At 38.9% G+C, this 25,110-nt stretch carries 21 protein-coding genes and 3 tRNA genes; 12 read left to right on the forward strand and 12 right to left on the reverse strand.

The annotated features are described in order from the left end of the window. Window positions 1-386: 386 nt before the first annotated feature. Window positions 387-1,376: an IS110 family RNA-guided transposase gene (locus F4V57_RS07730; RefSeq protein WP_070070860.1), complete on the forward strand. Its 990-nt coding sequence runs from the start codon at window positions 387-389 to the stop codon at window positions 1,374-1,376. An 85-nt stretch (window positions 1,377-1,461) separates the two neighbouring features. On the opposite strand, the gene F4V57_RS07735 is transcribed toward F4V57_RS07730, so the two are convergent. Both F4V57_RS07735 and xerD read right to left on the reverse strand, forming a co-directional pair. Further along, window positions 1,462-2,280, reverse strand: a complete 819-nt coding sequence (locus F4V57_RS07735; protein ID WP_070070861.1) for a DsbC family protein — start codon at window positions 2,278-2,280, stop codon at window positions 1,462-1,464. Window positions 2,281-2,448: 168 nt separating this feature from the next. Further along, a complete protein-coding gene (gene xerD / locus F4V57_RS07740; protein WP_070070862.1) occupies window positions 2,449-3,369 on the reverse strand; it encodes a site-specific tyrosine recombinase XerD in 921 nt (306 codons plus the stop codon). Between the two features lie 161 nt (window positions 3,370-3,530). Between xerD and F4V57_RS07745 the strand changes: the two genes are divergently transcribed. From F4V57_RS07745 to F4V57_RS07760, 4 genes are all read left to right on the forward strand, one after another. Next, window positions 3,531-3,776, forward strand: coding sequence for a FeoA family protein (locus F4V57_RS07745; protein WP_070070863.1), 246 nt, complete (start codon window positions 3,531-3,533; stop codon window positions 3,774-3,776). 11 nt (window positions 3,777-3,787) lie between these two features. After that, window positions 3,788-5,632, forward strand: coding sequence for a ferrous iron transport protein B (feoB, locus tag F4V57_RS07750; protein WP_070070864.1), 1,845 nt, complete (start codon window positions 3,788-3,790; stop codon window positions 5,630-5,632). 19 nt (window positions 5,633-5,651) lie between these two features. Further along, complete coding sequence (locus F4V57_RS07755; RefSeq protein ID WP_070070865.1) at window positions 5,652-5,915, forward strand: DUF6587 family protein; 264 nt, start codon at window positions 5,652-5,654, stop codon at window positions 5,913-5,915. Between the two features lie 239 nt (window positions 5,916-6,154). Continuing rightward, complete coding sequence (locus tag F4V57_RS07760) at window positions 6,155-6,802, forward strand: response regulator (RefSeq protein WP_070070866.1); 648 nt, start codon at window positions 6,155-6,157, stop codon at window positions 6,800-6,802. 55 nt (window positions 6,803-6,857) lie between these two features. On the opposite strand, the gene F4V57_RS07765 is transcribed toward F4V57_RS07760, so the two are convergent. Next, window positions 6,858-10,343 carry a PAS domain-containing hybrid sensor histidine kinase/response regulator gene (locus F4V57_RS07765; RefSeq protein WP_070070867.1) on the reverse strand — a complete coding sequence of 1,162 codons (3,486 nt, stop codon included), beginning with the start codon at window positions 10,341-10,343 and terminating at the stop codon, window positions 6,858-6,860. A gap of 219 nt (window positions 10,344-10,562) precedes the next feature. Between F4V57_RS07765 and F4V57_RS07770 the strand changes: the two genes are divergently transcribed. From F4V57_RS07770 to F4V57_RS07780, 3 genes are all read left to right on the forward strand, one after another. After that, window positions 10,563-10,895, forward strand: a complete 333-nt coding sequence (locus F4V57_RS07770) for a DUF485 domain-containing protein (RefSeq protein ID WP_070070868.1) — start codon at window positions 10,563-10,565, stop codon at window positions 10,893-10,895. A 4-nt stretch (window positions 10,896-10,899) separates the two neighbouring features. Continuing rightward, window positions 10,900-12,615 carry a cation acetate symporter gene (locus tag F4V57_RS07775; protein WP_070070913.1) on the forward strand — a complete coding sequence of 572 codons (1,716 nt, stop codon included), beginning with the start codon at window positions 10,900-10,902 and terminating at the stop codon, window positions 12,613-12,615. A 206-nt stretch (window positions 12,616-12,821) separates the two neighbouring features. Further along, window positions 12,822-12,897 (forward strand) — tRNA-Thr (locus tag F4V57_RS07780). 22 nt (window positions 12,898-12,919) lie between these two features. On the opposite strand, the gene F4V57_RS07785 is transcribed toward F4V57_RS07780, so the two are convergent. The 3 genes from F4V57_RS07785 to hisB all read right to left on the reverse strand — a co-directional run bounded on the left by F4V57_RS07785 (window position 12,920) and on the right by hisB (window position 14,585). Further along, window positions 12,920-13,213 carry a DUF2218 domain-containing protein gene (locus tag F4V57_RS07785; RefSeq protein WP_070070869.1) on the reverse strand — a complete coding sequence of 98 codons (294 nt, stop codon included), beginning with the start codon at window positions 13,211-13,213 and terminating at the stop codon, window positions 12,920-12,922. A 161-nt stretch (window positions 13,214-13,374) separates the two neighbouring features. Beyond that, window positions 13,375-13,992 carry an imidazole glycerol phosphate synthase subunit HisH gene (hisH, locus tag F4V57_RS07790; RefSeq protein ID WP_070070870.1) on the reverse strand — a complete coding sequence of 206 codons (618 nt, stop codon included), beginning with the start codon at window positions 13,990-13,992 and terminating at the stop codon, window positions 13,375-13,377. Next, on the reverse strand, window positions 13,992-14,585 hold the full coding sequence (hisB, locus tag F4V57_RS07795) for an imidazoleglycerol-phosphate dehydratase HisB (RefSeq protein WP_070070871.1): 594 nt from the start codon (window positions 14,583-14,585) through the stop codon (window positions 13,992-13,994). The genes hisH and hisB overlap by 1 nt, the downstream gene beginning before the upstream one ends. A 109-nt stretch (window positions 14,586-14,694) precedes the next feature. Here hisB and F4V57_RS07800 point away from each other — a divergent pair, with 109 nt between their 5' ends. The 3 genes from F4V57_RS07800 to F4V57_RS07810 all read left to right on the forward strand — a co-directional run bounded on the left by F4V57_RS07800 (window position 14,695) and on the right by F4V57_RS07810 (window position 15,444). Continuing rightward, window positions 14,695-15,087 carry an acetyl-CoA sensor PanZ family protein gene (locus F4V57_RS07800; RefSeq protein WP_070070872.1) on the forward strand — a complete coding sequence of 131 codons (393 nt, stop codon included), beginning with the start codon at window positions 14,695-14,697 and terminating at the stop codon, window positions 15,085-15,087. Between the two features lie 65 nt (window positions 15,088-15,152). Then, window positions 15,153-15,228, forward strand: a tRNA-Phe gene (locus F4V57_RS07805). A 140-nt stretch (window positions 15,229-15,368) separates the two neighbouring features. Next, window positions 15,369-15,444: transfer RNA gene (locus F4V57_RS07810), tRNA-Phe, on the forward strand. Between the two features lie 97 nt (window positions 15,445-15,541). On the opposite strand, the gene F4V57_RS07815 is transcribed toward F4V57_RS07810, so the two are convergent. The 5 genes from F4V57_RS07815 to F4V57_RS07835 all read right to left on the reverse strand — a co-directional run bounded on the left by F4V57_RS07815 (window position 15,542) and on the right by F4V57_RS07835 (window position 21,222). Next, window positions 15,542-16,333: a BUD32 family EKC/KEOPS complex subunit gene (locus tag F4V57_RS07815; protein ID WP_070070873.1), complete on the reverse strand. Its 792-nt coding sequence runs from the start codon at window positions 16,331-16,333 to the stop codon at window positions 15,542-15,544. Window positions 16,334-16,467: 134 nt separating this feature from the next. Next, window positions 16,468-17,958 carry an acetyl-CoA hydrolase/transferase family protein gene (locus F4V57_RS07820; RefSeq protein WP_070070874.1) on the reverse strand — a complete coding sequence of 497 codons (1,491 nt, stop codon included), beginning with the start codon at window positions 17,956-17,958 and terminating at the stop codon, window positions 16,468-16,470. Window positions 17,959-18,232: 274 nt separating this feature from the next. Beyond that, window positions 18,233-19,663, reverse strand: a complete 1,431-nt coding sequence (locus F4V57_RS07825) for an ATP-binding protein (protein ID WP_070070875.1) — start codon at window positions 19,661-19,663, stop codon at window positions 18,233-18,235. A 14-nt stretch (window positions 19,664-19,677) separates the two neighbouring features. Further along, window positions 19,678-20,439 (reverse strand): osmolarity response regulator transcription factor OmpR, encoded by a 762-nt coding sequence (ompR, locus tag F4V57_RS07830; RefSeq protein ID WP_070070876.1) that lies wholly within the window; start codon window positions 20,437-20,439, stop codon window positions 19,678-19,680. Window positions 20,440-20,631: 192 nt separating this feature from the next. Continuing rightward, entirely contained in the window at window positions 20,632-21,222 is a 591-nt protein-coding gene (locus tag F4V57_RS07835) for a hypothetical protein (RefSeq protein WP_070070877.1), read from the reverse strand. Window positions 21,223-21,498: 276 nt separating this feature from the next. Between F4V57_RS07835 and F4V57_RS07840 the strand changes: the two genes are divergently transcribed. After that, on the forward strand, window positions 21,499-23,844 hold the full coding sequence (locus tag F4V57_RS07840; RefSeq protein ID WP_070070878.1) for a Tex family protein: 2,346 nt from the start codon (window positions 21,499-21,501) through the stop codon (window positions 23,842-23,844). Window positions 23,845-23,991: 147 nt separating this feature from the next. Here F4V57_RS07840 and F4V57_RS07845 read toward each other — a convergent pair whose 3' ends face one another. Then, window positions 23,992-24,879 (reverse strand): SDR family NAD(P)-dependent oxidoreductase, encoded by an 888-nt coding sequence (locus F4V57_RS07845; RefSeq protein ID WP_070070879.1) that lies wholly within the window; start codon window positions 24,877-24,879, stop codon window positions 23,992-23,994. Window positions 24,880-25,110: the final 231 nt, after the last annotated feature.

A 25,110-nucleotide genomic window follows, 5' to 3' on the forward strand; every position in this document is an offset into this window, starting at 1 on the left:
TTTTCACATACTCGCTAACAAAGCGAGTATGTCGATTAACTATCGTAAATTCCTTGCTCATGTAATCTGGTATATTTAGCGAGTGTCTACGAGCGTAGTAGTGCAATCTGATGACAGTTTAGTCTACCCTGATTACTGCTTTTATTAATTTTTATAAAGAAATATTTATTGAAAAATATAAAAAAATGATTATTCTATTTATGTTATATCTAGCTAATATAACTGCAAATCATATAACTTGTATAATAGCTTAATTTTAAAAATTGCTTTTTAGATAAAGTATATGATTTGCCCTTTACACAATTTTAACTCTCAACGGTAGCCAAGTGCATTAGACACTGAATAAACAAGTATAGGCAGTGTGAATGGTGTAAAATGGAGTAAGTATGAATTATTTGGGTATTGATGTTTCAAAAACAAAAATTGATTGTTGTTTATTTATTAATGAAATTTCAGGTAAAAAGAAAACTAAAGTTTTTTCGAATAATGAGATTGGATTTAATAATTTAATAAATTGGTTTACTTTATTGAAAATATCGCATAATGATTTATTAATTACTCTTGAAGCAACTGGTATATATCATGAAAATTTGTGTTATTTTTTACATGATGCAGGTTGTACTTTAGCATTATCTAACCCTTTTAGGGCACGTCGTTTTGCTCAAAGTATGTCAATTTTAAATAAAACAGATAAAGCTGATAGTGAGGTATTAGCCAAATATGGTGCATTTGCTCATTTAAAAATATGGAAGCCTGATAGCGAGAATATTAAATTTTTAAAGCATCTTATTGCTCGACGTGATGCTGTTTATTCTGATTTATTACGTGAAAATAATCGTCTTGAAAAATCTACTTTTAATCATACTAGTATACAAGTTATTAATATGATTAAAAATAGTATAGATTCTTTACAATCTAGCTTGCTATCTATTGATGAGATGATTTCTGATTTAATAGAGCAAGATCGAGATTTAAAGTCTGATTTAGATTTGTTGCAAAGTATTCCAGCGATTGGAAAGCGTACTGGTTTGTTAATGCTGAATTTATTTCATAGTCATCAATTTGATACGGCAAGCCAAGCTGCTGCTTATGTTGGTCTTGTTCCTTTACAAAGACAATCTGGTACATCTGTTAGAGGTGCATCAAGATTATCTAAAACAGGGTCTACAAAAATTCGTTCGAGCTTATACATGGCGGCTGTTGTAGCAATTAGACATAATCCTCATGTTAAGGTTATGTATGATCGATTATTAAAAAATGGTAAAGCTAAAATGGCTGCATTATGTGCTGCTATGCGAAAATTGATACATATTTGTTATGGTGTATTAAAAAATAAGACACCATATCATGCAGATTTTTTGCAAGAAAACTCTTAAAAACTCTTTTTTTTATTTACAAGTAAGACGGTATCTAAAAAGCTGCAAGACCACTAGGGTATTTGCAGCTTTTTGTAGATTATTTCTAGTTTGGCTGTTTGAGGCGTTCTAGTAGATCGTCCGGTGTCATATAACCGCCAAGATATTGACCGTCCTGATTATAAATAGCAGGCGTACCATTCACACCCATATCTAGGCCTAGTTGATATTGAGCCATGACTGGATTAGTACATTGCGTAGCTTGTAATGGTTGACCTTTTACAGAGGCATCAAATGCAGCTTTACGGTCAGCACTACACCAAATGTTTTGCATGGTTGCAAAAAATTGCTCACCACGTGGCCATGCAATATAACGTACCTCGATACCTTTACTGGTCATGTCATTTAAATGCTCATGAAGTTTATGGCAGTACGGGCAACTGGAATCAGTAAACACATAAACAATATGTTTGGTTTTGCCTTGAGCCGGATAAACGATCAAATCTTCAAGTTTGAGTGCAGCAAGTTTGGTCTTGTTATCCAAAGCTTTTAGGCCTTCAGTAATCTGCTGCACTTTTTTATCACCTAAACGGATCACATCCCCCTGAAATATATATTTTGCATCGCTACTGGCCAAGACGGAAGGAAAGCCTTCTAGTGTTACCCAGTACATATTGGGAATTTCGGTTGTTCTAATGGTCTGAATTTTTGCTTTAATGCCTGACTGTTCAAAATTAGCTTGCAACGTTTGTTTTAAACGTTGAAGTGCGTTATTTTCTGTGAGTGTTGATGCTTCACCTGAAACGGGTGTCGTTGCGGTAATGGCTTGATCATCTTTATTGTTGGAATCATTTTTTGAGCATGCGGAAAGGAAGATGGTGCTGGCGATCATGAAGATGCTTGCAGCAAATTTTAAAAAGTGCATAACGAGCCTGTTTATCTAAAAGAGTCGAATGAAAGTGCAAGCATAACAAAAAAAATACAGCGCAATGATATAAAAAGTATCTGATCCGATGGATTGGTGGTTTATCTAGATCAAAAGCATTTTCTTGCAAGCAATGATTTGAAAAATTATAAAATATAAAACTGAAGATTAGCCTCGAGGATGAAATTGTTCATGAATTTGTTGCATACGTGCTTGTGCAACATGGGTATAGATTTGTGTTGTTGATAAATCTGCATGACCTAACAGCATTTGTACGACACGCAAATCAGCACCGTGATTCAGTAAATGTGTAGCAAAGGCATGACGTAATACATGTGGTGACAGCTCTTGTTCGATATTGGCGATTAAAGCGTAGCGTTTAATGGCATACCAGAAATTTTGTCGGGTCATGATGCCGCCATTTTGTGTTAAAAATAGTGCGTCAGTTGAGATTTTATAGAGTTCTGGTCGAGCTTCCAGTAGATATCGTTGGAGCCAGTCGATAGCTACTTCACCCAGTGGAACTAGTCGCTCTTTGTTGCCTTTTCCTTTGATTCTAACAAAGCCTTGTTCTAAGTTAAGCATTTGTGTTTGTAGACCGATAAGCTCACTCACCCGTAGTCCGCAGGCATATAGAACTTCTAACATGGCACGATCTCTTAAACCCAGTGCAGTAGAGGGATCTGGTGCATTGATTAATGCTTCAACATTTTGAGCAGATAAATCTTTGGGTAATGCCCGACCTTGTTTTGGAGTTTTGATTTCGGTTAGAGGATCGTCCTGTCTTAAATCAGTTTCTCTAAGGAATCTAAAAAATTGTCGTAATGCGGATAAATAGCGAGCGATTGATCGAGGGCTTTTTCCTTGTTCGGTAAGTTTCAATAAAGTGTCTTGAATGTGATGTTTTTGCCACTCTGTTAATGGAGTATTTGAACAGTGTGCACATTGTAACAAATCGGATAAATACGCATTGCGGGTATGAATGCTACTACTGTGACTAATTAAATAGTCACGAAAACCCTGTAAGTAAGTATATTGTTCAGGAATAGTAACAGGTGTGGGCTGACGTAGTTTTTTAGCAGCAAGCATAATTCAAAATAGCAATTCAACAAGTTATTCCACAATACAAATAAATGACAAAACCAGCAAAGGAAAAATGCAAATTGAATCGTTGCTGATTAGTAAATATTCTCATTTAAGGTTATAATGTTTCATAAATAAATTCATGAAATGTAGCCAGGGCAAAGATCGTGCGTCTATCGGATTTAAAAACTAAACAGCAAGCCACAATTTCACACGTTCATCAACTGCTAGATGGCTCTTCATCTACAGACAATATTGCCAAACGTTTAAGAAGTCTAGGTTTTGTTACAGGTGAACATGTTGAAGTCATTACAAAGGGTTTGTTTGGTGGAGAGCCCATTCTGGTTAAAGTTGGCTTGTCACGGTTCGCCTTGCGCCGTAATGAAGCTGAACGTATCGAAGTTGACATTTAAGGAATATTCACATGAGTAACGAAGTTTTGCGTATTGCACTTGTGGGTAATCCAAACTGTGGTAAAACCTCTTTATTTAACCATTTAACGGGAACCAAACAAAAAGTTGCCAACTATGCCGGTGTAACGGTTGAACGCAAAGAAGGTTTATTTAATTTACCTTCCGGCCAAACTGTTCGTGTACTGGATTTACCAGGGACATACAGTCTAGATGCGGCAAGTCCTGATGAAGCCATTACCCGTGATGTTTGTCAGGGCGTTGTTAAGGGCGAGGAATATCAGGATGCTTTCTTATGTATTGTGGATGCAACCAACCTAAAATTGCACTTAAATTTATTATTGGAAGTTGCAGCATTAAAACGCCCGATGCTGATTGTGTTGAACATGATGGATGAAGCACGTCGACGTGGTATTCAGCTTAATCCTGAGGCATTGTCACAGGCGTTAGGTGTACCTGTGGTTGAAACAGTTGCAGTAAAACAGGGAGGAGTAACCCATCTGTTAAAATCCCTTGAACAGCAACAATTCCGAATTTCAAGCTTCGAACCTAGTGCAGATTTACGTGAGGATATTAACCATATCTTTACTCAAACAGTGACTTCAGCTGTTAATGATGACAAACGCACCACTTTTCTGGACAGTATTTTCTTACATCCGGTTTTTGGTCTACTGACACTGGCAATTTTGATGTTTATTGTGTTTCAGGCTGTATTTGCTTGGGCTGCGCCCTTTATGGATGGTATTGAAACGTTTTTTAGCTGGCTTGGAGAGAGTGTTGGAGAGTACATTTCTCAGCCTTTATTACAAAGCTTAGTGGTTGATGGGATTATCGCTGGTGCTGGTGGTGTGGTAGTGTTTTTACCACAAATTCTGATTTTATTCTTTTTTATTCTGGTTCTGGAAGAGTCAGGATATTTACCACGTGCCGCATTCTTACTGGATAAATTGATGTTTAAAGCCGGATTGAGTGGTCGGGCATTTATTCCACTATTATCCAGTTTTGCTTGTGCGATCCCTGGGATTATGGCAACTCGAACCATTAGTGATCCACGTGATCGATTTACCACAATTCTAGTTGCGCCTTTAATGACTTGTTCGGCTAGGTTACCGGTGTATGCATTGTTAATTTCTGCTTTTATTCCTCAAAAAATGATTGCAGGTGTATTCAATTTACAAGGTTTGGTGTTATTTGCCCTTTATATGGCTGGGATTGTTAGTGCATTAATTATTTCCTATATCATCAAGCTATTTCGTAAAGACAAGTCAGAACATAGCTTATTGATGGAATTACCAAGTTATCGAATTCCTGATGCCAGAAATATTCTGCTTGGTGTGTATGAACGTGGCAAAATCTTTATGAAACGTGTTGGTGGAATTATTTTTGCACTATCAGTGTTATTATGGTTCCTATGCACATTCCCACAACCACCGGAAAATGCCACCTTACCTGATATTGATTACAGTTTTGCGGGAATGTTGGGACATTTGATGCAGCCTTTATTTGCACCTATTGGTTTTCCATGGCAAATCTGTGTGGCACTTATTCCTGCTATGGCCGCGCGTGAGGTTGTGGTGGCTGCATTGGGTACAGTATATGCGCTCTCTGGTGATGAAGATGCACAGGCCCAAAGTCTTGCAAGTCTGATTAGTTCGCCAGATTCTGGATGGTCGCTGGCAACGGGTCTGGCTTTGCTGGTCTGGTTTATTTACGCACCACACTGTTTGGCAACCTTGGCAACTGTTAGGCGTGAAACTGGCTCATGGAAAAGTGTCATCATCATGACCCTCTATTTATTCGGTTTGGCATACATTATGGCATTCTTTACTTATCAAATTGCATCACGCATGTTTGCTTAAGCTTTAGGAGATAAAGGCAATGATTCAATATCTAATTATTACGGCAATCGTGTTATGGAGTTGTGTGATTGTCTTCAATAAACTTTTGCCAAAAACTGCAAATAAAACTTATACAGCACTTGCTGACTCACTACACAAAATGGGTTGGGTGAGCTTGGCCGATAAACTTAGACCAAAAAAATCCACAGCAGGCGGGTGTGGGGCTGGTTGTGGCTGTGATTCAAATGATACGGCATCCATTAAACAGCATGCACAGGAAGTGAAAACAATTAAATGGAAATAGTGATTTTGAAGAATTAATAATTCTTCTCATCATGTAATTTTGGGCTCAAGATTGGTTGATCATCTTAATGAATTTGATATTGGGATGATTAACGCCTCAATTAATCCTCTATATTTTTTTAAAAAATATTATATGCTACAGTGATAACTGCTATTTATATTTTAACGGTATCAGCATTCTATATGATATGATGTTGCCAGAAGCCTAGGCAATAAACCAGGATGGAATATAACAAATCTATGAATATACTTATTGTTGATGATCATCCGCTATTTCGCCATGCCTTAATTCAGGCAGTACGTTATAGCCTACCCCAAGCTCAAATTAGTGAAACCGCTTCGGTAGCCGAGTTTTATCAACGTCTTGAATCTGGCCCTGAACCTGATTTGGTACTTTTGGATCTACATTTACCCGGTGCATCTGGTTTTTCGGCATTAGTACACGTTCGTGCCCAATATCCGGCAATTCCAATTATTGTAGTTTCAGCACATGAGGAAGCCAGTATTATTCATCGGGCGATTGCACATGGTGCTATGGGATATATCCCGAAATCAGCACCACCTATTCATATCGGTGAAGCCATAAAAACGGTACTGGAAGGGGATATATGGTTACCTCCAAGCTTACCACAAACTTTTCATGATCCTCGTGCCAGTATTGAAACAGAATTGGCAGAAAGAATTCAATCTTTAACACCACAGCAATTTAGAGTGCTGATGATGGTGGCAGAAGGTCTGTTAAATAAACAGATTGCTTATGAGTTGGATGTTTCTGAAGCAACAATTAAAGCGCACGTTACTGCAATTTTTAGAAAGTTAGGGGTGCAAAATCGTACACAAGCAGTCTTGGCCATCAATGCTTTAAATATTGAAGATCAAAAAATCTAAGATTTACTGCTGAAAATCTCTGGGTAATCTATTGCCCAGAGATTTTTCATGTAAATTATGACACTTTAATGCTGGATAAAAATGCCCGTAATGCAGCCGGTTTGAGCGGTTTTTTAAGTAATACGATTCCGAGTTCTTTTAAGCGTTCAGGTAGTTCAGGATCAGTATCTGCAGTAATCAGTGCTGTAGGTAAACTGTGTTGCTGATACTTTTGAATAAAATCCAGACCATATTGATCATTATTTAGATGTTGGTCAATTAGCCACACATGAATATCGTGTTCTTTCAATAATTGTAGTGCCTGTTCTGGTTCTGAAGCAAGGATTGCCTGATGCCCCCATTTTTGTAATAAGGTTTGCATTGCCTCCAGAATCGCAGAATCATTGTCCAAGCATAAAATATTCAGCGATTTTTGCTGTAATTTAATCGTGGTTGGTGCAATGACTTGTTGTGCAGGTTCTGCAACAATAGGGACTTCCAGCATAAAACATGAGCCTGAACCAAGTTGCGAGTAGACATTGACTTTATATTGTAGCTGATGAGTCATACGTTCTACGATTGCTAAGCCCAATCCTAGGCCTTGTTCACCCCATGGTGAAGTATGTCCACCACGCTCAAATTCATGAAAAAGTTTATTCTTTTGTGCTTCAGCAATACCCGGACCTGTATCCCATACACCAATCCGAATATGCTGTGCCTGTGTTGCACTGCGTAATACCCCTACGATAACCCGACCACTGGCAGTATAACGTAATGCATTACTGACAAAATTCTGAATGATGCGGCGCATCCATTGTGGATCAGTATCAACCCAGAATGTTGTATCATGCACTTTTAATATGATATTGCGTTGCTCAGCAATAGAACTAAATTGTAGGCGTAAATCACTTAAAAGATCCTGTAATTTATATGGTTTACGATTGGGTTTTAGTGAACCACCTTCCAGACGGGCAATATCCAATAGTGCAGACATCATACTTTCTGCACCAAATAAAGCACGATCCAGTTGCTCAAGTGTCCGTTGATCATCCATCGTCAGATGACTTTGTTCCAGTGCAGCACTAAATAAACGTGCGGCATGCATGGGTTGTAATAAGTCATGGCTTGCAGCGGCCAGAAATCGACTTTTTGACATATTGGCTTGATCGGCTTGTTGGCGTGCCAGTTGCTGCTCTACCAGTGCTTCTTCCAATTGATATGTTCGCTCACTAACTCGAGCTTCCAGTAAGGCTTCGTTTTGTCGGAAAGCCGTGATATCGGCAAAAGTAGTAACGAAACCACCACCAGCAATCGGTTTACCACGCATTTGAATGACACGCCCATCGGCACGAATACGTTCAAATTCATGTGCACTGCCTTTACGCATCCAATTGACCCGTTTACGGACATGCTCTTCTACAGAGCCAGGACCACATTCACCACGTTCTGCGTTATAACGAATTAAATCACCAATTGGGCAACCGACATAAACCAAATCTTTGGGGTAATCAAATAAATTCAGATATTGATTATTCCATGCCACTAGACACATATTTTCATCTACAACACTAACACCCTGTGTCATGTGATCAATCATGGTCATGATTAAATTTTGATTAAAACGCTGCCACTGCGAAGCCTGATCCAGAATATTGGCCACTTGTCCCAATGCTAATCCATTATTAATCAGGGCTGTAGTTAATAGGGTGCGTGCTGATGCCGTGCCAATGGCACCCGCAAGATATTGCTCGGTAAACCGCCACCACATGCCATTGGCCAGTACGTTAGGCGTTAAAATAAAATAGTTGTTATGTGCAAACTGTTGAAAGGCTTCCAAAGTATTTTGTTCACCGGTGATCCTTGAGCATAATGCCATCAGATCAGCAACTTTCAGACGAGAAATTTGTTCGGTTGGAATATGGTCATTGTGTACAGAATTTTGAGTAGGTAAAGGTTTTGTATCGTAGAAAAAGAAACTTTCCGCCTGAATTTGTTCTGCAACACTGGGACGATAGTGACGGGAAAAAAAATAAAAACATAAAATATTTAATCCCAGTGACCACATTACGCCATGTGTGAGTGGAGAAAGTGATGAGAAACCAAACAAAGCTTCAGGACGACACCAGTGCAAATAAAATGGACCATCAATTAGGATGTGCTGTGCCCAAGCATTGTATTGTTCCGGTAGACTGCGCAAAATCGTTGGAAATAACAGGGTGTAGATCCATAACCAGAACCCAACCACTAAACCAATATAAACGCCTTGTTTGCTACCACCACGCCAATACAATCCACCAATTAGTGCAGGTGCAAACTGTGCCACAGCACTAAATGCCAATAATCCAAAAATTGATAGCTGATCAATATCAGCAAAAAAATGATAAAACAGAAACCCCAGTAACATCACCACCAAGATTGAAATACGTCTGACCAGTTTTAATACTTGAGGCAATCGGTCATCGTGTCTGGACAGTAACTGTGTTCGCCACAATGCAGGCATGATCAAATCATTACTTAGCATAATGGAAAGTGCGACAGAAGAAACCAATAGCATTCCAGTTGAAGCAGAAAATCCACCTACAAATGCCAGTAATGTGAGCCATTCATTATTAAAGCTCATTGGTAGCTTTAATACAGCAATATCGGCAATTGGTAAAATATCTGCCGATGTATGTAATGCCCAGCTTGCTAAGGGAATAATCGCCAGAATCGTGAGAATCAAATAGCCCCCAAACCAGCGCTTGGCACCTTTGATGTGTGTTTCGTCATGTAACTCGACCACAGCAACATGAAACTGGCGAGGTAGACAAATCATGGCCAATCCGGCAAGTAAGGTTTGTGTCCAGAAAGTATCAGGAAAGCCTGTGTGTTGGACATTATGCATGGTATCCACTACATCAGTTTTAATCTGATCCAAATGTTCTGGAGCAGAAAAAATAAAAAATAGGGCAACAGTGATCAGGGCAAATAGCTTAACAAAAGATTCAAAGGCAACCGCTAGCATTAAGCCGCCATGTTGTTCAGTATTGGCAATCTGTCGAGTACCAAATAGCATTGCCAGAACAGCCATTAATCCAGTGAGTAGTAATACCGTATTGGTAACAGCATATTGATAATTGGCTTGATGCAGAATAACACTAGTACTCAGTGCAATCGCCCGTAACTGTAATGCCAGGTAAGGTAAAATGGCAATCACTGCCAAAATAGTGACCAGGGCGGCAAGTGACCCCGATTTTCCATAACGCGCAGAAATAAAGTCTGCAATCGAGGATACCGAGTGATGTTGTCTTACCCGACCCAACCTGCGCCAGATATCATAACCAAACCAGACAAATAATAGTGGCCCCAGATAAATGGGTAAAAAAATAATCCCGTCACGAACCGCTGCGCCAGTTGCGCCATAAAATGTCCACGATGAGCAGTAAACACCTAAAGTTAAACTGAATAGAATTAAACGACCCTTGGCGCTTAAACGATTCGCATGTTTTTCACCAAAAAATGCACAGGCAAAAAGAATAAAAATATAAATCGCCAGTGTACCAATGATTAAGCCAGCATTCATTTTGTGTGACTGTCCAGTTTCGTTTGAATTCTAAAATGCAACAATATGCCCAAAACGTTTGTCTGCCAAGTTTTAGCAAGAAATTGACTATTTTTCGATACCAAAGTCTAAGTTACCAAAACTCAACAACTTGTTAAGTTTATCACAACCATAAGATTGGCTGTGATGGCCTGACAAATACGACAAGGTTAGTCGTGGGTTATTTTAGGAGAATTGAGAATGGATGATGCTCAAGTCAAACGAATTTTAGAAAATCCAAAATTCAAACAAATGGTCAGCAAGAAGAGTACCCTAAGCTGGACGCTCACGGCTATCATGTTATTTGTGTACGTTGGATTTATGTTGTTGGTTGGATATAACAAAGAATTTTTAATGAGTTCTTTTAGTGGTGGTGTCACAACATGGGGCATTCCACTTGGATTGGGAATCATTGTTTTGTCATTTGTATTGTGTGCTGTGTATTCATATATTGCCAATAATACGCTGGATCAACTGAGTAAAGAGGCTTTACAGGAAGTTGAAGCGATTACACATGACAAAGGAACAAATTAAGATGATGAAATGGAATTCATTAAAAGCTAAGGCTTTACTCGCTGTAACAGCAGCATATTCAACCTCCACATTCGCAGGTCCGGATCTGGGGGCAGCAGAGCAACAGGCAACAAACTGGCATGCAATTATCATGTTTGTGATTTTTGTTGGTGCGACACTTTTCATCACGAAGTGGGCTGCAAAGCAAACCACCAATACCAAGGATTTTTATACGGCTGGTGGTGGGATCTCAGGATTTCAGAATGGTCTGGCAATTGCTGGGGATTACATGTCTGCGGCATCATTCCTGGGTATTTCTGCAATGGTGTTTAGCTCTGGGTTTGATGGTTTACTTTACTCTTTGGGCTTCATGGTGGGTTGGCCGATTGTATTATTTCTGATTGCAGAGCGTTTGCGTAATCTTGGAAAATATAATCTTTCTGATGTGGTATCTTTCCGCTTGGAAGAAAAACCAGTACGTACTTTGGCAGCGGTGAGTTCTCTTGTTGTGGTCGCCTTTTATTTGATTGCACAAATGGTAGGTGCAGGCCAGTTAATCAAATTATTGTTTGGCTTAAATTATAACATTGCAGTGGTAATCGTCGGATTACTTATGATGGCATACGTAATGTTTGGTGGCATGTTAGCAACCACATGGGTACAAATTATTAAAGCTGTACTTTTGCTTTCAGGTGCAACATTTATGGCATTTATGGTCATGAAAGCAGTTGGCTTCAGCTTTAGCACCATGTTTACCGATGCGATTACTGTATATGGTCAAGTACGTGACATCAGTTTTGAAGATGCTGCAAAAATCATGGGACCGGGTAGTCTTGCAGCCAATCCAATTGACGCAATTTCCCTTGGTTTAGCCCTGATGTTTGGTACAGCAGGATTGCCTCACATTTTGATGCGTTTCTTTACTGTAAAAGATGCCAAAGAAGCACGTAAATCGGTTGTTGTGGCAACAGGCTTTATTGGTTATTTCTATTTATTAACTTTTATTATTGGTTTCGGTGCAATTCTATTCGTTTCCAACAATCCACAATTCCTTGATGTTGCTAAGGCGGCAATGACTGGAAAACTGGAGTTGATTGGTGGTAATAACATGGCCGCAGTACATTTGTCTGATGCTGTAGGCGGTGACATGTTCATGGGCTTTATTTCAGCAGTTGCTTTTGCCACAATTCTTGCTGTAGTTGCAGGTTTAACATTATCTGGTGCATCTGCAATTTCACATGATTTATATGCAAATGTATTCAAAAAAGGACAAACAACACCTGAATCAGAATTGCGTATGTCTAAAATTGCAACACTGGGTTTAGCTATTTTTGCAATGATCTTAGGTATTTTATTTGAAAAGCAAAATGTTGCATTTATGGTTGGTTTGGCATTCTCTGTTGCCTGCTGTGCAAACTTCCCAGTTCTCGTGTTATCCATGTTCTGGAAAGGGTTGACTACACGTGGTGCAGTGATTGGCGGGGTAGTTGGGCTTGTAACAGCAGTTATTCTGATTATTTTATCCAAAGCAGTCTGGGTAGATACTTTAGGAATTTCGGACAAGGCGCCAAATCCATTTAATGGGCCAGCTATTTTTGCAATGCCACTATCATTTATCTGCTGCTGGTTATTCTCTATTACGGATCGTTCAGCTCGTGCACAAGCTGAACGTAAAGCCTTTGATGCACAATATGTTCGCTCAATGACAGGTATTGGTGCTTCAGGTGCGTCTGATCACTGATATGTAATGAGAATCAAAAACTCCTGTCATCTTTTGATGACGGGAGTTTTCTTATTCAAGATTTCAAAATAAAGATATAGTTCACTACGATTTTTAAAAGTTTATCTCGCAAATTTTTCTGATTACTGAATGAACAAATAAAGATATTTATTTTTCTAGTTATTGACCTTTAAATAAAATAAGTTAATATTGGCGCACTTCAAAATGCCGACATAGCTCAGTTGGTAGAGCAACTGACTTGTAATCAGTAGGTCCTCAGTTCGAATCCGAGTGTCGGCACCATTTTTCTGTCTAGTGTTTAAATTTAGGCACGAATCCAGTGTGCTGGAAATTCCTGATTTGCCATACGATTAATATGGCTAATCACAACATGCTCAAGTTGCTCCAGACGTTCATTTTCTGTCGTTTCAATCTTAGCCAATAGGTAATCTTGATGTGGGCTTAGAAAAACCCGGCTTTGTTCTGAAAATGGAATTGTAGTTATTTCATGTTGCTCAGTAATTTCAAATTTATGTTTCCAATGATTACTCAATCGCTTGATAATACGTGCAGCTTCCAAAGTATCAATGCGTAGTTCGCTTATATTTGTATCAGTCATCTGTTGTGCTTCCTGTTTCCAAGTTTAATTATTTATGTATAACAAATTTTGATGATGAACTGTAGCACTAAACCGTTTTAAATTGGCTGTACTAAAAATCCAGCGGCATTTTAAGTTCGCTGGATTTTTAGGTGAAAGACAGAAATGTTAATGGGTAAGCCTTAAATGTCCCACGCCACAAAGTTTTTAAGCAGTTGTAAACCAGCGATATGACTTTTCTCTGGATGGAACTGCGTGGCAAATAAATTATCCTTTAATAATGCCGTACAAAAATTTAGCCCGTAATCGCAGGTTGCTGTGGTAATTGTGGGATCTTGAGGCTCAACATAATAGCTATGTACAAAATAAAAACGGCTATCTTGGGTGATATTGTTCCATAAAGGGTGATCTGGTTGGACTTGATGAACCTGATTCCAACCCATATGTGGTACTTTTAAATGTTCAATATTGGGGAACCGTTTGACTACCCCGGCAAAAATACCTAATGCATCTGAACCATCATTTTCCTCAGAATGTTGCATTAATGCCTGCATGCCTACACAAATTGCCATTACGGGTTTATTAAATACAGCTTTGCGTATAACATCATCAATACCTGCTTGCTGCATACCATTGATGCAATCACGCATTGCACCTACGCCAGGGAAAACAATTTTATCTGCTTTTTTAACCAGTTTTGGATCATTGGTGACGTCAACTGTTGCACCTACATATTCCAGTGCCTTGGCTGCGGAATGTAGATTTCCCATTCCATAATCAAGTAATGCAATACGTGTCATTATAAGCTTCCTTTGGTTGAAGCAATGGTACCTGCTGCACGTGGATCATGTTCACAAGCCATTCTTAATGCCCGTGCAAAAGCTTTAAATACACTTTCAATCTGGTGATGGCTATTTTTGCCTTTAAGATTATCGATGTGTAAAGTCATTAGTGCATGGTTGACAAAACCTTGAAAAAATTCAGAGAATAAATCTACATCAAAGTTGCCAATACGGGCACGGGTAAAGGGAATATCCATAAATAAACCAGGACGTCCAGATAAATCAACCACAACACGACTCAAAGACTCATCCAATGGTGCATAAAAATGTCCATAGCGGCGAATACCTTTTTTATCCCCTAAGGCTTGTGCAAATGCTTGCCCAAGTGTAATACCACAATCTTCTACTGTATGGTGATCATCAATTTCCAGATCACCATCACAGTGAATATCAATATCAAACAAGCCATGGCGCTTGATTTGATCAATCATATGATCTAAAAAGGGAACTCCAGTATTAAGCGTGCCTTGACCAGTACCATCTAAGTTAATACGAACTGTGATTTTGGTCTCGTTGGTATTTCTGACCACTTCGCTGATACGTTGCGTCATAGACACATTCCTTTAAACTCTGAATGAAAAACGTTGGCTAGAGCCATATTATGCCTAAACTTTTATAAGTTTACTGCATCTATTTTGAGATATTTGGGAGCGCATAAAGATGCCAATACAAGTTCAAGCGGTAACTGATGTCAAGAATGCAGTGATTCGAAATCAGATTGAGCGATTATATGAAAATAGCCCTGAATTTGCAGATGGACAGCAAGCCATTGTACAACTTGAACAAGCACTAAAAGAAGATACTGTGCTATACGTTGCTATTTTTAATGATAAAATCATTGGTGCAGTCTGGTGTCAAAGGACGGACCAAAGCAGCTTGCTGGATTATGTGGTAGTCCATCCGGCTAATCGGGATCGTGGAGTGGCAGAACGCTTGGTAACTGAGCTATGTCATTTCGAAGAAATACAAGGCGTGACACAATTTCAGCCGGGTTGTGGGGTGATTCACCGTTGTTTACAGAATATTGGTAAATTATCGAATGAAAATCATTAAATTTCATTTTTAGTCAAAATAATGCTTGACCTTTGTTTGATAAATCTGTTTAATACGCACTCATTGGCGCGATAGCTCAGTCGGTAGAGCAACGGATTGAAAATCCGTGTGTCGGCAGTTCGATCCTGCCTCACGCCACCATATTACACTTTTGTGATTTTCAAGCCCTGATCCCATCAGGGCTCTTTTTTTACCTAAAAATTGTTTTTTAATGCTATTTGATTGATTATTAAGCATATTGTGTTGCTTTTTATTATGAAAAAAGGTTTAATACATGCATCGGCGCGATAGCTCAGTCGGTAGAGCAACGGATTGAAAATCCGTGTGTCGGCAGTTCGATCCTGCCTCACGCCACCATATATAAACCCCCAAATAAACAGTTATTTGGGGGTTTTTTAATATCGATGATCATCTTTTAAATATTAAAAAGATCATTTGGCTTAACTGTTGAGTGTTATTGAATTAAGGTAAATAATGTGGCTGTTGCTAGCAAGCGTTCACCATCATTACCAAACTTTTGTACGGGTAGTTTGCGTAAAAAACTTAATCGTGAACAGGCAATCTTTAAAGCATATTGGGTAGATTCGCTTTCTTGATTAAATGCCTGTTTAAGATAGTCTGCTGTGGCTTGCAATAAATCGTGTTTTTGCATGCGAATGGCAACAGAATACATGAAGTAAATCCAGTCACGTGCATAGCAGTGATCTTTATTTAGATAATCGTGCGGATCGGTTTCAAAATCAATAAATCCAATTTCATTGTGTTGATCAATGAGAATATTACGGATAAAAACTTCGCTGAGCCACATATTTTTTTTGTGGGTATCTAGAATAGCATCAACGGTTTTTTTGAAATAATACAGGGTTTCTTCATTGGTGCTATGGCGTAATAGTGTGCTGTCAAGTTGTCGAGCTGATTTCTCTCGATTACCCATATCAGAAATCATTAACCCATAATCATTATAGGCAAGAAGTTTGGGAACATTAATGCCATGTTCCGCAAGGGCTTTTAGTCGCTTAACTTCTGTCTGAATGGCTTCTTTTCCACCTGTGCTTGGGACTGGAGCAAGTGCGTCTACCCCCAATATTTTGGTTCCAAGACCGACGAGTCGATATAACCAGATTGAATTATGTTTTCCAGCTTTTTTTATCCAGACTTTTTCACCATTAAACATGTATTTTGCAATGGAAGCTTTTTGTTGTTGCAAAGTTTCTTGCAAAAAATGTTGAGCTGATGAGTCAGGCATTCGATATCTCAGGAGCGAAAATGAAAGCACAATAATAGCTGATTTATGAAGAAAGAATGAATGCAAAATCATAAAAAAACGATCTTAATTTTTTGAATTAAGATCGTTTTTGTCAGATTTTGTAATTTTTCAAATTAAGGTAACATTTTACCTGTTTCTTCAAAATTGGTATGCCATTGTACTGCTTCTTTAAGAAGGTGAGGAGTATGTCCTCCTTTGGCACAAGCGCGATCAAAATAATCGTTAAGTGCATTACGATAATCTGGATGTACACAGTTATCAATAATGACACGGGCACGTTCACGCGGCGCTAGACCACGAAGATCTGCCAGACCTTGTTCTGTAACCAGAATATCTGTGTCATGTTCAGTATGATCAACATGACTAACCATTGGTACAACAGAAGAGATTGTACCGCCTTTAGCAATTGATTTGGTCACAAAAATTGCAAGGTGAGCATTACGTGCAAAGTCACCAGAACCACCAATACCGTTCATCATTTTAGTGCCACTGACATGAGTGGAGTTGACATTCCCATAAATATCAAACTCTAATGCAGTATTAATGCCGATAATACCTAAACGACGAACCAATTCAGGATGATTGGAAATTTCTTGTGGGCGTAGAATAAATTTATCTTTGTAATGTGTAAGGTTGCCAAATACGCGCTCACCACATTTTTCGGAAAGCGTCATGGAGCAACCGGATGCAAATTTCATTTTGCCAGCATCAATTAATTCAAATGTACAGTCTTGTAAGACTTCAGAGTACATAACCAAATCTTCAAAACTGGAGTTCTTAAATCCGGTTAATACTGCATTGGCAATCGAACCAATACCTGCCTGTAATGGTGCAAGATTTTTGGGTAAATTACCTTGTTCAACTTCTTTTTCAAAAAAAGCAATGATGTGATCTGCAATGGCTTGTGTTTCATCATCTGGATCGGTCACTGTAGATGGTGAGTCAGGAATATCACTAAATACAATACCGACAACTTTTTCAGGATCAAATTTAATTCCTTTCGTGCCAATGCGATCATCAACATTAATTAATGGTACTGGGCCACGATTAGGGCGAGATTCGGGAATATAAATGTCGTGAACACCTTCGAATTCTGTGCTGACAGATGTATTAATTTCGATAATAATTTGATTTGCGAATTCAATAAAGCTTGCTGAATTACCTACTGAAGTAGTTGGAATAATATATCCATCTTCACTAACGGCAACAGCTTCTACAATTGCGATATCAGGACGTTTTAATGTGTTGTTACGCATCTGCTCAACAGTTTCGGATAAATGCTGGTCAATGAACATGACTTCGCCATTGTTGATTGCTTTGCGTAAGGTATTGTCTACCTGAAATGGCATACGACGTGCCAGTGCACCGACTTCAGTGAGCTGTTTATCCAGATCATTACCTAGACTTGCGCCAGTAATCAGTGAAATTTTTACTGGATTTGTTTTTGCACTGGCAATAAGCGCTAATGGTACAGCTTTTGCTTCACCTGCCCGGGTAAAACCGCTCATCCCTACGGTCATCCCATCTTTGATAAATTGTGCTGCTTGTTCAGCAGAAATAACTTTGTTATGAAGGTTTTGTAGACGAATACGTTCTAATGACATGGAATACTCTCAATCCTGACTGAATCCTTGTGATGGTCGATTTTAGCGTGAGAGTTTTATGAAAGGCAATTGCTTAATGCTAAGGTCTAATAACATTTAATTGCTTTGTCAGAATAACATAAAATGTGTTGAATGAAAATTAATGGGATTTAATTTAAATTTATGATTTTACTATTTATATTTTTTTAAAATAGAAAGCATTTATTTGTAAAATGGCACTGGGTTGACTATTGGATAATTTTGCATTGTTGTTTTTATGGTTAAGTGAGCGATTTTAGTTTTCTTCTGCTATTATTTTCCCTGAAATAGGTAGATAAATTTTGACTTCTAAACCACCTGCCTGATGATTGCAGATTTCAATTCTGCCTTGATGAATATCTACAATACGTTTAACGATAGCAAGTCCTAGACCACTGCCTTGAATGGTTCTTGCAGCTTCACCGCGTACAAAAGGTTGCATTAATGCGTCAACCTGACTTTCAGGAATACCTTCGCCATGATCTGCTACTCTGATGACAATTTCATGGTCATTTAATTGATGTGCAGAGAGTTCGATTGGTTCTGCGCCATAGCGTTTAGCATTATTGACCAAATTACCAACAAGACGTTTTAATGATAGGGTGCGAGCTTGGATTTTGGGTAATTCTTGTCGTTCAAATTGGATATCTAGGGGTTTAAACTGGATAATCACTTCCTGTAACAGGCTATTTAAGTCGGTATCCTGAAGTTCTTCATCTGATCCATCACGCATAAATGAGATAAATTGGTTCAGAATGGCATCCATATCATCAACGTCATAGATCAACCCTTCTTTTAAGAATTCATCTGGTAACATTTCTGCAGTTAGGCGGATACGAGTCAATGGTGTACGCAAATCGTGGGAAATGCCAGCCAGCATAATTCGGCGTTCCTGTTCGATTTGTTGCAAAGTGTGGATCATGTGATTAAAGGATAGATTAACTTGACGAATTTCCAATGGTCCATGTTTGGTTTCCAGAAAAGGCGCTTTACCAGTTTTGCTATAAGTATTGGCTGCATCTTGTAAGCGTTTTAATGGACGATTGAGTTGGCGTACTAAAGTGAGAATGCTGATCATGGTGAGTAAAGGAATGCCCAGAAGCCAGCCTAAAATTAATTCTGGGCTGTAATTGGCATAGGCATGTAAAGACTCTCTTAACCATGCATTTGGAAATTGTGGAATTTTAATCCATAATCGAGGTGAAGGTTTGAATTGAAAATAAACATGAACATCGTTTGGATCAATTTTAAGCTCAGTTGCTAAAGTTTGTTCAATACGATCCGTAAATAATTCGGCAATAAACTTGTCTCGAACAGTTGGAAACTCATCTGGATCAGTGACAACTTGTAATCCCAGACGATCATCTAGCCAAGAGTGTAAATTCAATGATTGGTTATTATAAAGAATATGTACATCTTTATAGCTAAGCATTTCAATTTCGACAGCCAGATAACGGGCATGTTGTTTCATTTCTGGCAGATAAAGTGTTCGCCAGAAAAACCATAACGACATCCAAAGGCTAAATAAAACAACTATAGAAACCAGTAACGTGGTTCGTAACGCGGCAGAACGTGGCTTGATTTTATCTAAAAACTTTTCCCAAGATGTGCGTTTTACTTCCTGATAAGCAAGTTGCTCATCAAGAAGATTTTGTGGTGAGATCGGGGGGAGATGGTCTTTAGGCATGATAGATGGCTGACTTATTCAGCGCCATCTGGAACGAATACATAACCTACGCCCCAGACAGTCTGGATATATCGGGCACGTGCCGGATTGTCTTCAATCAAACGGCGCAAGCGGGAAACTTGAACATCAATCGAACGCTCCATTGCACCCCATTCACGACCACGAGCCAAGTTCATAAGTTTGTCTCTGGTAAGTGGCTCACGTGGATGTTGTACCAATGCCTTAAGCACTGCAAACTCCCCAGTGGTGAGAGTAACAACTTGCCCCTCACGGGTTAATGTTCGAGTAGATAAATCTAGTGACCATGGGCCAAAGCTAACCACTTCCAGATTTTGACTTGGCGCTCCGGGTACTTCGCGTACCTGTCGGCGTAATACAGCACGAATACGTGCTAATAATTCATTTGGGTTAAATGGTTTTGGTAGATAGTCATCTGCGCCTGCTTCCAGTCCGGCAATTCGATCAGAGTCACTTCCACGAGCAGTTAACATAATAATCGGTATGTCAAGATTCGCAGCCCGTAAACGGCGACAAATACTCAAACCATCTTCTACAGGTAACATAAAATCCAGAACAATCAGGGAAAATAATTCACGCTGTAACAGGCGATCCATTTGTGTGGCATCGTGTGCAGTTTTGACTACAAAGCCTTTATCTTCAAGGAAGCGTTGTAATAATGTTCTTAAACGCACATCATCATCGACCACCAAAATCCGATCCACTCGATCTGAATCTGGACGAGGTGCTTCGGTTTCTGCTGGTACAACTAAGCTCATGATGAACTCCTTCTATTGTTATCCATTCTATATTGTGCTTAATGTGTTGAGTATAAAGCTAAAATCACAAAATATACTATGCTCGAATATATCAAAATTTACAAATTAATTTTTAACTTTGATACCAAATTGCAACAGCGTGTAAAGAAGACAGGGAATTCTTTAGCATACCTAGACAAAGCCATTAAAAATTTAGTGCATAATCAGTTCACGATTGGCCTGAGCAACATCTGTATAGTCGTGTAAGAGCTGCTCCACCTGTGTTTGGGAAAGTTGCTTGCCTTGTGATTCAAAAGCATATGGAACGGTAATGCGTACAGTTGGTTGCTTTTGATGACTAACCAAAATAATTGCACCAGCCAAATTGGCAGTCTTACTTTGTAATGCCAGATCCGACATGCTTTGATCCAGTGTCAGAATTAAAGCATCCTGATCATCATGAATATATTGAAAAGCAACAATGCTGCTTAAAGGAATTGAGCGATTCAGATTTTTTATGTTGACTTGTTGATGTGTAAACTCAATTAATTGAATATTGCCATCATTCCAGCGTTTTACAGTCAAAAATAGAAAAAATACTGCAATAATTGCAAAAATAATTGCTGTGGCTAAACTGGATTGCTGTTGTGCATAGCGATAGAAGAAAAATATACTGGCTACACATCCAAAAATGCCTAATCCCAGCATTTTAAAACGCGCTTTATGAGATCCGGTTAAGATTGTAGATTGGGGAATCTGGTCTATAAATTGGATGAGCTGTTGTTGGCGTTCTAAGTTTGTCATGTGATTGAGTCAAGAAATGGAATCTATGCTTGAAAACGTATAAAAAACTGTACGATTTTTCCAGTACTTCATGATAAAAAATAACAGTTTTGATACAGCTACACTCAAAAAATATCCTGAAAATAGGTTGGTGATGATGTATATCCCCCTCATTTTCTGACTACACTCATCGGATATCGTGACTTTTCGTAATGAAAAACCGCAATCAAGGCTTTATTTTCATGTTGTGGCACGTATAATCGTGAGCTGACAATTCAACTGCCGGAATAATGCTGAATGACCGAATTAGTGCAGCAAATCGCAACGGAACTCGCCGTACGTCCTAACCAAGTAGAAGCAGCAATTCGCTTGCTTGATGAAGGTTCAAGTGTGCCATTTATTGCACGCTACCGTAAAGAAGCCACACAAGGTTTGGATGATACGCAACTTCGCCAATTAGAAACGCGACTGCATTATTTAAGGGATTTATTTGAACGTCGTGAAAAAGTCATTGCGTCATTACAAGAACAAAATAGACTTACTGATGATCTTTTGGCACGTGTACAACAAGCTGAAACTAAAAATGCTTTGGAAGAAATTTACGCACCCTATCGTCCGAAACGTACCAGCAAGTCATTTAAAGCCAAAGAAGCTGGCTTAGGTGAATATGCAGAAAAAATTCTGAGCATTGAAGGTGAACCAAAACAGATATTGGAAGGCTTTAGTCATGATGATTATGCAGATGTCGATAGCCAATTAGATGCCATTCAACATATTATTATTGACGAATGGGCACAAAATATTGCGTTGACTTCAGAGTTAAAGCAGATTTTTTCCAAAACTGCGATTTTGAAAAGTACAGTTGCTTCTGATGAGAAAAAAGAAGTTGGTAAGAAATTCCGTGATTATTTTGAATTTTCTGAAAATTTAAATAAAGTACCCTCACATCGTTTATTGGCGATGTTACGTGGTCGTCAGGAAAATGTACTGGGTTTGAAAGTGGATGGAGAAGATCAGACACCTTTAACTCGTATTGAATCCGAGTATCAACTTGATCAAATTCAACCACAGGCGCGTCAGGACTTTTTGAAGCAGACAGCAAAATTATTTTGGTTAGGTAAAATTCGCCCTTCCATTGAACATTCATTATTGACTGAAAAACGTCTAGCTGCTGAAGCAGAAGCGATGCAGGTTTTTGCTGAAAATCTTCGTCATTTATTACTTTCTGCACCTGCAGGGGCTCGCACAACATTGGGCGTTGACCCTGGTATTCGTACTGGTGTTAAACTTGCCGTGGTGAGTAATGCGGGGGATGTATTGGCACATAGTACAATTTATCCGTTTGCTCCAAAAGAAGACAAGGAAGGTTCTATTGCGGAGCTGGCACGTTTATGTCGTGAGTATCAGGTTGATCTGATTGCAATTGGCAATGGTACAGCAAGTCGTGAAACCGAAGCCGTCATTTCAGAAATGATGACACAAAATACTGATCTAAAATTGACTCGTGTAACCGTCAGTGAAGCTGGTGCATCAGTATATTCTGCTAGTGAATTGGCCGCCACCGAATTGCCTGAACTGGATGTTTCTATCCGTGGTGCCGTATCTATTGCACGTCGTTTGCAAGATCCATTGGCTGAGTTAGTAAAAATAGATCCAAAATCAATTGGTGTGGGGCAATATCAGCATGATGTAAATCAGGTTGGTTTGGCACAAACGCTGGATGCAGTCGTAGAAGACTGTGTGAATGCGGTAGGTGTGGATGTGAATACCGCTTCACCAGCAATTTTGGGCTATATCGCTGGTTTAAACAAAGCAATTGCTCAACAGATTGTTGAATATCGTAAAGAGCATGGTCATTTCAGCAATCGTGATCAATTGAAAAAAGTACCACGTTTGGGTGAACGTACTTTTGAACAGGCAGCTGGTTTCCTGCGTATTCAAAATGGTGAGCAGCCATTGGATGCATCTGCAGTTCATCCGGAAAGTTATGCGTTGGTTGAAAATATTGTTAATAGTAAAGATGTAACTATTCAGGATATTATTGCCAATAGTGAGATTATTCGCTCAATTGATGCAGATGCCTTTGTGACTGAACAATATGGTTTACCAACGGTCAAAGATGTTCTGGCAGAACTTGAAAAACCAGGTCGTGATCCTCGTCCAGAATTCCGTACTGCCAAGTTCCGTGAAGACATTACCGAAGTTGCACATTTAAATGAGGGTATGCAACTTGAAGGTGTAATTACTAATGTTACTAACTTTGGTGCATTTGTAGATGTAGGTGTACATCAGGATGGTTTGGTTCACATTTCTGAACTATCCAATGGTTTTGTCAGTGATCCACATAAAGTTGTTAAACCGGGACAGATTGTTCAGGTTCGAGTTATTCAAGTTGATGCTGAACGTGGTCGTGTGAATTTAAGTATGAAAGCGGAAGGTGCTGCACCAGTAAAAGCTGCTCGTCCTGCCCGTTCACAACAAGAACGTCCTGAACGTAAGCCACAAGGACAACGTCCACCTCGTAAGGATACTGATACAAAACGCCATCAGCATCAAAAGCCTAAGGCAGATAAACCACAAGAACAAAAAATTGGTGGTTTTGGTGCCTTATTAATTCAGGCAGGTATTAAAGGTTCCAAATAACAGTGATTTTTTAAAGAAAAAACCTCCTTGATGCAAATCAATGGAGGTTTTTTAGTTTAAGTGTTTTTATCAATTTATAGACTCAGGATAAAAAAATTGGGTTTTGAATCGCAAAGCCCGATTTTTGAAGGGTACATGAATATGTTTTTACCAATGCTCACCTGGAAACAATTTGGCGTATAGGCGTTGAATTAGATTTAATTTTTCCTGTTTACCAATCGAAGCACTGGAGCTTGGAAAAAGATTAAACCCAATTGACATAAAAATATTATTAATATCCGGAGCGATTGCATAAGTGATTGAGGCAATACGACCCAAATGTGTTGCTACACGTTTTGGACGTTTAATAATGGCTTCAGCAACCAGTTCAGCCGCTTGTTCCGGCGATAATGTTGGTACGTAATTATAAATTTTGGTTGGAGCAATCATGGGGGTGCGTACTAATGGCATGTAAATTGAAGTAATGGCAATTTTATGTTTGCGTACTTCAGCAGACAGGCAACGACTAAAAGCATCCAAAGCAGCTTTTGATGCAACATAGGCTGAAAATCGAGTTGCATTCGCGAGTACACCAATTGAGCTAATATTGATAATTTGCCCATCTTTACGATTAATCATGTGTGGTAATAAATTTAATACCAATCGTACAGCACCAAAATAATTTAGTTGCATGGTTCGTTCAAAATCATGGAAACGATCAATTGATTCATGTACTGCACGACGAATTGAACGGCCAGCATTATTAATCAGAATATCGATATGTTCGAACTTTGCTAAAATTTTTTGTGATACCTGGTCGATATCATCCATTTCATTGAGGTCACAAGTGAAATAGCTGGCTTGTCCACCGGCTTGCTGAATCTCGTGTTGAACTTCCTGTAATTTGTCCTCGGTTCTGGCGACCAGAATAATATGCGCACCTTGTTCTGCCAACATCTTGGCAGTCGTTAAGCCGATACCACTGGATGCACCGGTGATTAAGATATTTTTTCCATGTACTTTTTTCTTTAAAAGCGATTGTAATTTTGCTTTCATAAAAAATTCCTGTTTACCTGAAATTATCGCCATGACTAAAAAATAGACATGTGATTGGGTGAAATAAAGTATGTCATATCCTTTGTTTTTTATCATCCTGAATTTGTTTGATAAAATCCTATTTATTGGTTTATGGTTCGCTATATTTCATCTGCTTGGAATGGATGATTTGCGCAGATCTTCAAATAATTTTATGGTAATTCGCTTTCAGGCTTTGTAAAGCTTTGCAAA

Origin of the sequence: Acinetobacter qingfengensis (assembly GCF_008693185.1) — a bacterium.
Classification (GTDB): Bacteria; Pseudomonadota; Gammaproteobacteria; order Pseudomonadales; family Moraxellaceae; genus Acinetobacter; species Acinetobacter qingfengensis.